10 protein-coding genes, 1 tRNA gene and 1 pseudogene are annotated in these 12,493 nt (G+C 72.0%); 2 read left to right on the forward strand and 10 right to left on the reverse strand.

Annotated elements, in window-relative coordinates:
* Positions 1-42: 42 nt before the first annotated feature.
* From Leucomu_RS09310 to guaB1, 9 genes and pseudogenes are all read right to left on the reverse strand, one after another.
* Positions 43-115 (reverse strand) — tRNA-Glu (locus Leucomu_RS09310).
* A gap of 167 nt (positions 116-282) precedes the next feature.
* Positions 283-1,968: a hypothetical protein gene (locus Leucomu_RS09315; RefSeq protein WP_128387041.1), complete on the reverse strand. Its 1,686-nt coding sequence runs from the start codon at positions 1,966-1,968 to the stop codon at positions 283-285.
* 18 nt (positions 1,969-1,986) lie between these two features.
* A complete protein-coding gene (locus Leucomu_RS15955; protein WP_407656659.1) occupies positions 1,987-2,181 on the reverse strand; it encodes an ATP-binding cassette domain-containing protein in 195 nt (64 codons plus the stop codon).
* Positions 2,182-2,196: 15 nt separating this feature from the next.
* A pseudogene (locus tag Leucomu_RS15960) lies at positions 2,197-2,523 on the reverse strand (ABC transporter ATP-binding protein); the annotation flags it as partial.
* 125 nt (positions 2,524-2,648) lie between these two features.
* Complete coding sequence (locus tag Leucomu_RS09325) at positions 2,649-3,059, reverse strand: phage holin family protein (RefSeq protein WP_017883107.1); 411 nt, start codon at positions 3,057-3,059, stop codon at positions 2,649-2,651.
* Positions 3,060-3,110: 51 nt separating this feature from the next.
* The gene (locus tag Leucomu_RS09330; RefSeq protein WP_128387042.1) at positions 3,111-4,613 is read right to left on the reverse strand and encodes an Ig-like domain-containing protein; all 1,503 of its coding nucleotides are present in this window, start codon (positions 4,611-4,613) and stop codon (positions 3,111-3,113) included.
* Between the two features lie 171 nt (positions 4,614-4,784).
* Complete coding sequence (locus Leucomu_RS09335; RefSeq protein ID WP_128387043.1) at positions 4,785-5,978, reverse strand: AI-2E family transporter; 1,194 nt, start codon at positions 5,976-5,978, stop codon at positions 4,785-4,787.
* Between the two features lie 111 nt (positions 5,979-6,089).
* Positions 6,090-7,520 (reverse strand): threonine synthase, encoded by a 1,431-nt coding sequence (gene thrC, locus Leucomu_RS09340; protein WP_017883110.1) that lies wholly within the window; start codon positions 7,518-7,520, stop codon positions 6,090-6,092.
* 103 nt (positions 7,521-7,623) lie between these two features.
* Complete coding sequence (gene guaB1 / locus Leucomu_RS09345; protein ID WP_128387044.1) at positions 7,624-9,156, reverse strand: GMP reductase; 1,533 nt, start codon at positions 9,154-9,156, stop codon at positions 7,624-7,626.
* A gap of 202 nt (positions 9,157-9,358) precedes the next feature.
* Between guaB1 and Leucomu_RS09350 the strand changes: the two genes are divergently transcribed.
* The gene (locus Leucomu_RS09350; RefSeq protein ID WP_017883112.1) at positions 9,359-10,300 is read left to right on the forward strand and encodes a DUF4190 domain-containing protein; all 942 of its coding nucleotides are present in this window, start codon (positions 9,359-9,361) and stop codon (positions 10,298-10,300) included.
* A 146-nt stretch (positions 10,301-10,446) separates the two neighbouring features.
* The gene (mscL, locus tag Leucomu_RS09355) at positions 10,447-10,890 is read left to right on the forward strand and encodes a large conductance mechanosensitive channel protein MscL (protein WP_017883113.1); all 444 of its coding nucleotides are present in this window, start codon (positions 10,447-10,449) and stop codon (positions 10,888-10,890) included.
* Between the two features lie 74 nt (positions 10,891-10,964).
* Here the strand turns inward: mscL and Leucomu_RS09360 are convergent, their stop codons facing one another.
* A complete protein-coding gene (locus Leucomu_RS09360; protein ID WP_128387045.1) occupies positions 10,965-12,410 on the reverse strand; it encodes a dipeptidase in 1,446 nt (481 codons plus the stop codon).
* Between the last annotated feature and the right edge of the window lie 83 nt (positions 12,411-12,493).

Genomic DNA, 12,493 nt, shown 5'->3' on the forward strand with positions numbered 1-12,493 from the left:
GAAACGCAGAAAGCCCCACCCGAAGGTGAGGCTTTCTTTCCGTGACCCCAGCGGGATTCGAACCCGCGTTACCGCCGTGAGAGGGCGGCGTACTAGGCCGCTATACGATGGGGCCGGACACTGTCGCAGCTCTTCGGGCTTCCCCGCCGCGCTGGCAACTCATATATATTGGCACACCTTCGAGCCACTCGGCAAATCGAGCCGCGTATCCCGGGCGTGTCCCGCATGATCACGCGGGCTACGAGCCGGCGGTGCGTGCCGCAGTGCTCTGTGTCACCGCCCTCAGCCTCCTGGCCTGCCGAGCCGCACCCGCGCCCAGAGCAGTACCGCCGCCAGCCCGACGCCGCTCACGACCAACGCGGTGATCGGGGGGATCCCCCCGCCTTGCGCCAGAGCCCACACGAGCGCGAGGCCCGCACCGACGAACACCGAGGCGATGGGCCCGTCGAGCGTCCAGAGCAGCACGTTGATCCCCGAGGCGTCCCCGACCGGCGTGGGCACCGGCGCGAGCAAGCGCATCGGGATCGTGCCCTTCAACGCGGCGACCGCGCGCAGGGCGACCGCCGCGCAGCCGACGAGCGCGGCTGACAGCACCGCCCACGCCGTCCCGTCTCCGGCACCGCCGCCGGCACCGGAGCCGAGCAGCGACCTGATCGCCTCACCTCCGATCGCCCCCGCGACCATCGCGATCACGGCGAGCCCGACCGGCGCGAAGAGGTGCCGCGCCATGAGCCCCGCGGGCGACGCCGGCAGCAGCGAGGGCGAACCGGTCGCCTGGGCCGCCGCCGCGAGCCCGCGGCACCACGCCGAGCTCGACAGGTAGGCGAGCAGCAGGGCCGCGGCGCCCCACAGGGCGGCCGAGCCGAACGGCAGCAGACCGTCCCCTGTCGGACTCACTGCGGCGAACCGATCAACGGCGCCGCCAGAACCGAGTGCGGCTGCCCACATCGAACCGGCCCCGAGCACCCCGCCGAGGCCCACCAGGCTGCGGCCCGGCGTTCGGGCGATGCCGAGCAGGTCGCGCTGCACGATCGACGCGGTGAAACCCCCGCGCGGCTGGAGCCTCAGGCGCCGCCCCCACCGAACCGGGGAGCCCAGCCGGGCGAGCCCGGCGCTGGGATCGCCCGCGACGACGAGCGTCTGCACGGTGTCCCAGCGCAGCGCCTGCGCTCGCAGATCCTCCCACCGCAGCCGTGAGGCGAGCAGCGGCGCGCACGCGGCCGCTGCGATCGCGCACCCCATCGGCGCGAGTGCGAGCAGCGGGGAGGCGGCGCCGTCGACGAGCAGGCGCGCGGCGCACGACCAGGGATCGATCGGCGCGCTCCAGGCCGCCGCACCCAGCAGTTGCGCGCACACGAGCGCGGCGAGCACCGCTGCGGCGCCCGCCCGCGTGCGGCGCCCGAGCTGCCCCAGGAGCGGAGCGACCGCGGCGAGCAGCCCGACCGCCGCGCCCGCCAGGGGAAGCGCGACGGCGAGACCCGGGTCGAACTCTGCCCGCATCGCGCGCGCCGCCACGACGATGCCGGCTGCGACCGCCCCCGCGAACGCCCCGAGAACGAGACCGCGGGCGAGCGGGCCGCCGAGCAGGCGCCACCTCGGCACCGGTGCGGTGAGCAGCAGGTCGACCTGCGGCAGGTCGGCACGGGCCGGGCCGAACTGCGCGCCGGCCAGCACGAGCAGCACCGTGACGGCGGTGAGGGCGGCTGCGACGAGACCGACGGTTCCGTCACCCGCCGCGGCCGACTGCGGCAGCTCGTGCTGCAGCCACAGCAGAGCGACGCGCACCACGGGTGCCACCACGATGATGACCAGCATGATCGCGGCGTAGACGCGGAACGCCATCTCCCCCGCGTCGACGCGGTCTGCGCGACGGCGCAGCACACCCCGGATCGCGCGCAGCGTCGCCCGCGTCGATCCGGGCGCCGACGTCGTCACCGGAACCGCGGCACCCGTGCGCGCCTCACCCATCGGAGCCTCTTCCTCGGCTCACCCCTGGGTCACCTCGAGCTGCGCGTCGGCGACCCGTTCGACCAGCTCGGCGTCGTGGGAGGCGAATGCCACCGCGGCACCCGACCCGCTCGCCCGTCGCAGCACCGCGGCGACGAGCGCACGACGGTCGGGATCGAGGCGCTGCTCCGGCTCGTCGAGCAGCAGCACCGAGCAGGGCCGAGCGCAGGTCACCGCGAGCGATACGAGTTGCCGCTGGCCGCTCGAGAGCTCGTGGGGAAAACGGTCCGCCAGCGGCTCGAGGCCGAACGCGTCGAGCGCGTCCGCTCCCATCCCGCTCCAGGACGCCCAACGCTCACCCGACCACGCGGCCTCGATGAGCGCGAGGTGATCGCGCAGCGTCAGATCGGGGTAGAGCGTCGGAGGCTCGATGAGGGCGGCGATGTGCCGCCTCGCCTCACGGTCGCGCTCGTCGAAGCGGCGATCGTGCAGCCGCACCGATCCCGAACTCGGGCGCAGTCGCCCCGCGAGTACGCGCAGCAGCGTCGTCTTCCCCGCCCCGTTCGGCCCGCGCACCGCCACGCAGGCGCCCGCCTCGAGCCGGAGCGAGGTGGGGTGCAGCAGGATCGCTCCGTCGCGCTCCACCGCCGCGTCTTCGGCCGTCAGCAGCGTGCCGCCGCCGCTCGCACCGCCGCCGACCGTCACGGTTTGCTGCGCCGCAGCGCTTTCTCGGTCGCCCGCGCCCTCAGCCGTTTGTCGACGAAGAAGGCCATGAAGATCCACCCGCCGAGCGCGGTGACCACCCAGACGATGATCGGCGCGAGCACCCAGGTCTCGACGCCGTGGATGCGGATGCCGCCCTGAAAGAGCGATGCGATCCAGAGCGCGAGCAGCGTGGCCACCAGACCGACCCCGCCGGCGAGGGGGGCCGCGTAGCGCTGGGCGATGTTCAGCACGAACGGGCCGAGCACGGCGTGCGCGATGGTGAACACGCCGAGCGCCACCAGGAACCCGCCGAGGTGCAGCACGAAGCCCGGCAGCACGAAGTGGCAGAGGATCATGGCGATCGCGGCCAGCACGACCTGGGAGACGATCTGAAACAGCAGCCGCATCGCGCGTTCCCTTCACTCGGCGGAGCCCCGCTCCGCGCCTGTGCTCTCAGCCTAGCGCGGTGCGCGAGCCCGGCGAGCCCCGGCGGTCGAGGCCCCGCCGAGTGCAGCCGCACCGAGCACGAGCAGCCCGAGCCCCGCAGCACCCGGCAGGAACGGATCAAGCCCACCGGTGCGCGCGAGAGACGCAGCAGGCTTCGGCGACGACCCGCCAGTCGGCGCTTCGTCGGCCGATACGTCGACTGCGACAACCGCGGAGCTGTCCAGCACGCCGGGCACGCCCGAGGTGAAGCGCAGTTCGACGCGGTGGGAACCCACACCGAGACCCTCGAGCGTAAGGCTTGCGCGCCCGCCGTCGAGCATCACCGCCTCACCCAGCGGGGCGCCGTCTGCGAAAGCCTGCAGGGAGCCCGTCACCGGCTGCGCACGGGGCGCGGCCGGCGCAGCGAGCACCCCCTGTCTGCCCTGAGCACCAGGATCGCCCATCACCGGCTCGACCCCGACCTCCACGACCGCGGGGCGAGAGGGGGTGGCCCGCAGCAGCTCGGCGCTCACCGCGAGACGGGTCTGCCGGCTGAGCACATCGAGCGCCACGGTGGCGCTGCGCGAGTCGAGGAAGCCGGTCTGCGGCACGAAACGGGCCGACACCTCGTGCTCCCCGAACGGGAGCTGCGCGGTGTCGACGCTGAACCGCGCCTCACCGTCGCCCGTCTCGGGATCGAGATCGTCGGCGGCCGGGATCGTGAACGCCACGACTCCGTCGACCAGCAGCTCGACGTCACCCCGGGGGTCGGCGGGTACTGACCGGTCGACATTGCTCACCACGACTGCAAACTCGACAGTGTCGCCCACGTGGGCTGCGGTGGGCGACAGGGTGAGCGTCGTCGTAGTCGCGTGCGGAACGACCACCAGCGGCGCCGCCGCCGACTGCGATGGCGCGAAATTGCCCGCAGCGTCGCCGAGATAGGCGACGGTGAGGTCGGCAGTCGCCGCGGGTGCGGCGACGTCGGCGAACACCACCGCACCGTTCGGCTGCAGTTCGGCCGAGGCCAGTTCGACGCCGTCTGCGAGCAGTGCGGCCCGGCCGCTCAACCCGACCGTCGGCGAGGTCACCTGCGCCGCGACATCGATCGGGGCGAATGCTCCCGCCCAGGCGGGAGAACTCGCGATCGCGGTGCTGCTCGGGGCCTGGGCCACCGTGACGGGGAGCGCCGCACTCTCGGAGGGCAGAGCGCGCGCCGGGAACGAAGCGTCGCCGGCCTTGCCCGCGAAGCGCGCGATGAGATCGTGGTCGCCGGCGGCGAGGTCCACCACTGCGACGAGCGCCAAGAACTCACCGTTCCCCGCATAGCCGAGCGTACCGGACCCCACGACGACACCGCCGGCCTCGATCACCACCGGTTCGCCGCTGAGCATCGCGGGGCCGGAGAGCGACACCGTTACCGTGAAGAAGGACGGGTTGCCGTAGGTCGTCGGCGCCAGGATCGTGGCGATGCTGGTCGAGGTCGACACATCAGGCACGGGCTCGGCCTGCGCAGCGGCAGGCTGAGTCAGCACCGCAGCACCGAGCAATGCTGCAGAGGCGAGCAGCAGACCGAGACCTCTGCGCAGCGTGAAACGAAACGATGTCCGAACTTGAACCATGTGCAGATATTAGCACTTCGCTGCGTCTCGACTTCCCCGCGGCGAACCGCCGCACGCCGCCGGCGACGGGCGGCGTTGCGCCGCCTACTCCTCGCCCGGTTTGCGGCGGAACGCCTTTGCGGGCAGATCGGGGCCGTCCCACACCTGGATGATGCCCCACACCACGGCCGCGATCGGCACCGCCAGCACGGCGCCGAGCACGCCGCTCAGCACGGTGCCGATGGTCAGGGCGAGCAGGATGACGAGCGAGTGCAGCTTCAGCGCGCGGCCCATGAGCACCGGCTGGAGGAAGTTGCCCTCGAGCTGGTTGACGAGCACCACCACGCCCACCACGAGCACCGCACTGAGCGGACCGTTGGCGACGAGGGCCACCAGCGCTGCGAGGATGCCCGCGAGCGTGGCGCCCACGATCGGGATGAACGCCAGCACGAAGACGAGCACCGAGAGCGGCAGCGCGAGCGGCACCTGCAGGATCAGCAGGCCGATGCCGATACCGATGGCGTCGACCGCGGCGACCGAGGCGGTGCCTCGCACGTAGTGGCCCAGCGTCTGCACCGTCTTGTCGCCGGCCCGCTCGGCACGCGCCAGCGCCTCGCCCTCGAAGGGACGCAGCAGGAAGCGCCAGATCTGCGGCCCGTCTTTGAGGAAGAAGAAGAGCACAACGACCATGAGGATGAGCCCGGTCACGAAGTTCGTGACGATGCCGACGCCCGCGAGGGCGCCCGAGCCGAACTGCGAGCTCGTGAGGAAGCCCGTGAGGAAGTCGGTGACGTTCTGCTGCCACTCGATCAGCTGATCGTGATCGGGGGCGAACGGCAGCGTCTTCACCCAGTCCATCACCTGCGCGAATCCGGTCTCGGCTTGAGCCGACAGCTCGTCCCACTGATCGCGCACCGCCCATACGATGAGCCAGCCCACGCCGGCCAGCATGAGCACGATCGTGAGCAGCACGAGCACGGTCGCGAGCGCCGACGGCACGCGGTGCGCGCGCAGCCAGCTCATCACCGGTGCGAAGGTGCTCGCGAAGATGAGGGCGAGCAGGATCGGGATCACGACGGTGCTCAACGTGCTCATGCCGAACACCACGCCGGCGGTGAGCAGCAGCACGATGATGATCTGCAGCGACCGCGTCGCGAGAAGCCCGAAGCCGTCGCCCCACGCCCCGCCCGCCCGCGCCAGGTGCTTCGCCTGCGCGATCGGCCCCTCGGGTGCTCCGGCGCCGCGCTCGAGCCTCGCGACCCGATGCTCCAGCTCTCGCCGCGATCGTCCACCGAACATGTCAGCCTCCCATCGTCTGGTCCGTGCCCTCCACCTTACGGGGTGCCTCCGACATCACGGGATCGCACCGCGGCCCACGCGGGAGGCCGGTGCGGGATCCGCCGCCCGCGCTCAGCGCTCGACAGCGTGCTCGGCGATGAAGGCGCGCAGCTCGTCCTCGTCGCCGCTCATCTCGGTGACGCGCTGCGGCAGCGAGAGCAGGTCGGCGAGGTGCTCGGGCATGCCGATGCGCTGCCCCGTCGCCTCGAGCACGATCTCGGGGAACTTCGCCGGTTTCGCGGTCTCGAGCACGAGCATCGGCACGCCCGGCTCGACGAACTCTCGGGCGACCTTCACACCGTCGGCGGTGTGCGGGTCGATCACCGTTCCGCTCGCGTCGAAGACCGACTTGATCGTCGCCACGCGATCCGCGTGCGTGCTCGTGCCGCTCTGGAAACCGAACTCCGCCTCGAAGCGGGCCAGCTCGGCGGTGAGGTCGATGCGCCCCGTCTCGGCGAGCTCCTGCCAGGCCGCCGCGAGACGCTCGGGGTCGCGGCCGACCACCTCGAACACGAAGCGCTCGAGGTTCGACGCCTTCGAGATGTCCATCGAGGGGCTCGAGGTGGCGTGGGTGTCGGCGGCGCCGCGCGGCGCGTAGACACCGGTGCGGAAGAACTCGTCGAGCACGTTGTTCTCGTTGGCGGCGAGCACGAGCCGGCGGATCGGCACGCCCATCGCCTTCGCGAGGTATCCCGAGAAGATGTTGCCGAAGTTGCCCGACGGCACCGTGACCGAGACCTCGAACGAGGCGCGATCCTCGGCGGCCGCGCCGTCGCTCGCGCGCAGCCACGCCCAGAAGTAGTAGACGACCTGTGCGCTGATGCGGCCCAAGTTGATCGAGTTGACGGTGCCGAGCTCGTGGGCTCGCTTGAACTCGAGGTCGCCCGAGAGCGCCTTCACGAGGTTCTGGCAGTCGTCGAACACGCCCTTCACCGCGATGTTGTGGATGTTGTCGTCGGCGAGCGAATACATCTGCGCGCGCTGGAAATCGCTCATGCGACCCTGGGGAGAGAGCATGAACACCGCGATGCCGTCTTTGCCGCGCAGCGCGTACTCGGCGGCCGATCCGGTATCGCCCGAGGTGGCGCCGATGATGTTGAGCGCGCGATCGGTCTTGGCGAGCACGTACTCGAGCGACTGGCCGAGGAACTGCATCGCCATGTCCTTGAACGCGAGCGTGGGGCCCTCGGAGAGACCGACGAGCGAGATGCCCGCCTCGAGCTGCGTGACGGGCACGATCTCTTCGGCCACGAAGTTCTCGGGGTTGTAGGCCGCGCGGCACATGCGCGCGAGGTCTTCGCGGGGGATGTCGGTGGCGAAGATGCCGAGCACCTCGGTCGCGAGCTCGGGGTAGCTGAGCGAGCGCCACGCCTCGAGCTGCTCGGCGGTGAGCCGCGGCACCGTCTGGGGCACGACCAGGCCGCCGTCGGTGGCGAGCCCCTCCAGCAGGATCGCGCTGTAGGGTGCCGGCTCCATGCCGCCGCGGGTCGAGATGTACTTCACCGGTGCTCCTCGTGTCGTGATCGGTGTCGCGGTCGGCGGTGCGCGCCGACTCCCCCATCCTATTCGGCGGTGCTGCGAGCCCGGTGCGATCGCATCCCGAGCCCTACCAAGAGACCGGCAGCGCCTTGCCCTCCTCGTAGCCCGCGGCCGACTGCAGACCGACCCGGGCGCGCACGTGGAACTCGCGCAGCGAGTCCGCTCCGGCGTAGGTGAACGAGGAGCGCACGCCCGAGGTGATCATGTCGATCAGATCTTCGACGCTCGGACGCAGCGGATCGAGGTAGATCTTCGACGACGAGATGCCCTCGGCGAAGAGCTCCTTGCGCGCCCGCTCGTAGGCGTCGAGCCCGCCGAACCGGCCCTGCACGGCCTTCGTCGACGCCATGCCCCACGACTCCTTGTACTGGCGGCCCTCGGGATCGGTGCGCAGCTCGCCCGGCGACTCGGCGGTGCCCGCGAACCAGGACCCGATCATCACCGATGCCGCGCCGGCCGCGAGCGCGAGCGCGACGTCGCGCGGGTAGCGCACGCCGCCGTCCGCCCAGACGTGCGCGCCGAGCTCACGGGCAGCCTGCGCCGTCTCGAGCACGGCCGAGAACTGCGGGCGGCCCACGGCCGTCATCATGCGGGTGGTGCACATCGCGCCGGGGCCGACGCCTACCTTCAGGATCGTGGCACCGGCCGAGACGAGGTCGTTCACCCCGTCGGCGGTGACGACGTTGCCCGCCACGATCGGCAGCCCGAGTCCGAGATCGGCCACGGTGCGGATGGCGCGGATCATGCCCGCCTGGTGCCCGTGCGCGGTGTCGATCACGAGCACGTCGGCACCGGCGGCGGCGAGGGCGCGGGCCTTCGCGGCGACGTCGCCGTTGATCCCCACGGCCACCGCGACGGCGAGCCGCCCGTCGCGGTCGAGCGCGGGGCGGTAGATGGTGCGCCGCAGCGCGGAACGGCGCGAGAGGGTGCCGATGAGCGACGCGCCGCTCACCACGCACACCGCCTCGGCGGGGTGCGGCTCGACCCCGTGCAGGTCGACGCCGTGCGGGTCCTCGCCCGACGCCGCAGCCCCTCCCTCGATCGCCGACGAGACCGCGTCGAATGCCGCACGTGGATCCTCCAGGTCGTCGGCCTCGAGCAGCGGTGCGGGGGCGATCACCAGGTCGCCCAGCTGCGCATCGGACAGCACCGACGCGAGCCTGGCGGCAGAGAGGACGCCGCGGATCCCCGATGCCCGCACCGCAGAGTGCTCGTCGGGGCGATCCGCCACGACCACCGCCTGGCCCTCGGCGCGCGGGATCAGCCGCAGCGCGGCGGCGGCCGTCGCCTGCGGGGGCAGCACGATCGGGGTGTCGGTGGCGACCGGCTGGCGCTTCACCCAGCGGATCGCGCGCTCGGTGTCGTCGGGCGCGAGATCCTGCGGAAGCACGGCCAGACCGCCGCGACGGGCGAGCACCGCCGCGAGCCGCGGGCCCGCGACCGAGTTCATGTTCGCCGCGACGAGCGGCAGCGTCGCCGGGGTGCCGTCGGTCGGGGTGAGGTCGACGCCCAGCCGGCTGCCGACGTCCGAGTGCCGCGGCACCAGAAAGACGTCGGAGTAGGTGAGGTCGACCGTGGGCATCGCGCCGATAAACTCCATGCCCCCAACGCTACCCCCTCGACCCCCAGCCGGGCCCGTGCGATGCCGCACCTCGGGAACACCTGTCGCACGCTCCGCATAGGATGGTCTGCGTGGGGGTCGGCCTCGGCTCGCGCGCGATTGACACAGCGGATCCGCGATCCAGCCGCCGCCGGCGGCCGCACCCGGGTCTCCGCGAAAGATTGAAGGAGCTGTAGCGGCCATGTCTGAAACGAACGATCCCGGAAAGCCGACCCCGCCCGAGACCCCGGCACCGCCGGTACCCCCCGTGCCCCCGGCTCCCCCTGCACCGCCGGTTCCGCCGGCGCAGCCCGAGCAGCCGAGCTTCTCCGACGCCGATGCGCAGCCGACGACGGTGACGCCGCAGGCCGACGGCGGTCAGCAGCCCACCACGGCCCTGCCCCAGTTCGAAGGCGGGCAGAGCGCCGACCAGCAGCCCACCACGGCGCTGCCGCAGAGCCAGCCGCAGCGGTTCGACGCCGCGCCGCCGGCTCCGCCGCTGCCGCCTCAGCAGCCCGCACCCGGCGCCGGCTACCCGACCGCGCCGCAGGCGCCCATGAACACGCTCGCGATCGTCGCGTTCATCGCCTCGTTCTTCGTGAGCCTCGCCGGCATCATCTGCGGCCACATCGCGCTCGGTCAGATCAAGAAGACCGGTGAGCGCGGTCGCGGCTTCGCACTCGCGGGCACCATCATCGGCTATGTGAGCCTCGCGATCACCGTCATCGCCGTGATCTTCTCGATCATCATCGCCGCCACGGCCGTGTCGGTCGCGAACGAGTCGCTCTCTCAGCTCGAGCAGACCACCCAGGAGCTCGAGGATTCGACCGACTTCGACGCGCTCACCGAGGAACCCGGCGTCGAGGAGTCGCCCGGCGCCACCGCGGGCGACCGCTCCCCCGAGTTCTGCGCCGCGATCGACGCGGTCGCCACGGCGAGCGAGGGCGCGACCGGCGCAGAGGTGCCGCCGGAGCTGCTCGACGCCTACCGCCAGCTCTCCGAGATCGACAGCCCCAACCGTGCGGTCTACGAGCGCTTCTACCTCTTCGCCACCGACCCCACGAGCGCCGCGGGCGAGGACATGAGCGCGCTCATGGAGGAGTACTTCGACGCCGCGATGGATGACGCGATGGCCTGCATGTAACCCTGTCATTCAGCCGGGTCACCAACTTCGGAGCCCGGCGCACCCGGATCCCGCGCGACCGTCGTCGCGCGGGATCCGGCCGTTCCGGGCCGCCGTGCACTAACGTTTTTCTCGAAGCATCGGCATCATCGAGTGGGGAAGGGCTTATGTTCAAGGGTTTCAAGGAGTTCCTGCTGCGGGGCAACGTGATCGACCTCGCGGTCGCCGTGGTCATCGGCGCGGCGTTCAACACCGTCGTGGAGCGGGTCGTCGACTCGCTCATCAATCCGATCATCGGAGTCGTGTTCAAGGCCGACTCGCTCGACAACGCCATGCAGGTCGGCTTGCCGGGCGGAGGCACGATCGCGTTCGGCGCGCTGATCGGTGCGCTCATCAACTTCGTGATCGTCGCGGCGGTGGTCTACTTCGTGTTCGTGCTGCCCATGAACAAGCTGCGTCGGCCCGAGCCCGAGCAGCCTCCAGTGGCGCCCACCGAGACCGAGCTGCTCACCGAGATCCGCGACCTGCTGCGGGCGCAGGGCGGTCCGCGCACCGACGAGGTGCCCGTAGCCGGCGAGGAGCCGCCGGGCGGCCCCCAGCACAAGCACTGAGCGCTTCGCAGCGGGACGGCCGTGGCCCCCGATCGTGATGATCGGGGGCCACGCTCGTCTTGACGCGGGGCGGGTCAGCCCGCGCGCGCGTCGAGCCGAGCGAGGAACAGCGCCTCGGTGAGCAGCGACCTGCGGAACGACTCGATGTGCAGCGACTCGTTGGGGCTGTGGGCTCGCCCGTCGGGATCCTCGACCCCGGTGACGAGGATCTGCGCGGCCGGGAACTCCTCGACGAGCTCGGCGATGAACGGGATCGACCCGCCCACCCCGATGTCGACGGGCTCGCGCTGCCAGGCGTCGGCCATCGCGCCGCGCACCTCGGACACCGCCCAGCCGCTCGTGTCGACGAGGAACGCCTGGCCGAGGTCGCCGCCCTCGAACTCGACGCGGGCGCCGTACGGCGCGCGATCCGCGAGGTGCTTCGTGATGGCCGCGTAGGCGGCCGCGGGATCCTGCCCCGGGGCGATGCGGGCGCTCACCCGCACGCGCACGCTCGGGATCAGGGTGTTGGAGGCGTTCGCCACGTCGGGTGCGTCGATGCCGGTGATCGTAATCGCGGGCTGCGCCCAGACGCGGCTGAGGATCTCGCCGCGTCCGATGGGGCTCACCCCGTCGAGCAGGCCCGACTCCTCGCGCAGGCGCGCCTCGTCGTACTCGGGGGTGTCGATGTCGGCTCTGATGAGGCCGTCGACCGCGACGGAGCCGTCGGCGTTCCAGAGGGTGTCGAGCAGGCGCACGGTCGCGAGCATCGCGTCGGGCACGGCCCCGCCGTGCATGCCGGAGTGGAGGGCGTGGTCGAGGGTGCGCACGCTCATGTTGAAGGCGACCGCGCCGCGCAGGGCGACGGTGAGCGCGGGCGTCTCGGTGTCCCAGTTGCTCGAGTCGGCGACGATGATCGCGTCGGCGGCGAGCAGCTCGCGGTTCTCGCGCAGGAAGTTGCCGAACGACTGCGAGGCCCACTCCTCCTCGCCCTCGATGAAGATCGCGATGCCGAGATCGAGGTCGCGCCCCTCGGCCTCGGCCGCGGCGGCGAGCGCGCGGATCGCTCCGATGTGGGCCATCACGCCGGCCTTGTCGTCGGCGGCGCCGCGCCCGAAGAGGCGGCCGTCGCGCTCGGTCGGTTCGAAGGGCGGCGTGAGCCAGTCGTCGTCGCGGCCGGGCGGCTGCACGTCGTGGTGGGCGTAGAGCAGCACGGTCGGGCGGCCGTTGCGGGCTTCGCGCCGGGCGACGACGGCGGGCTGGCCGAGCTCGGGATCGGCGCCCTCGACGCCCTCGCCGTCCGCGACGGGCGCGCGGCGGATGTCGACCACGTCGAACACTCCGGTGTCGCGCAGCAGTTCGGCGATGGCCTCCGCGCTCTGCGCCACGTGGGCCGGGTCGAAGGCCGGCCACGAGACCGATGGGACGCGCACGAGGCGCCGCAGATCCTCCATCGTGCGCGCGAACTGCGCCTCGACCGTGGTGCGCAGCGCCGCCTCGAGCGCCGCCTGCTCGGGTCGCTGCCCCGCCTGATCCGTCATGTGTGCTTCCTCCAGCGTCTCGCGTGTGAGCGGAGCCGAGCGGGCTCCGTCTCCGCGCTCAGCCTATCGGCGCGGGCGAGGAG

Origin of the sequence: Leucobacter muris (assembly GCF_004028235.1) — a bacterium.
GTDB classification, from domain to species: domain Bacteria; phylum Actinomycetota; class Actinomycetes; order Actinomycetales; family Microbacteriaceae; genus Leucobacter; species Leucobacter muris.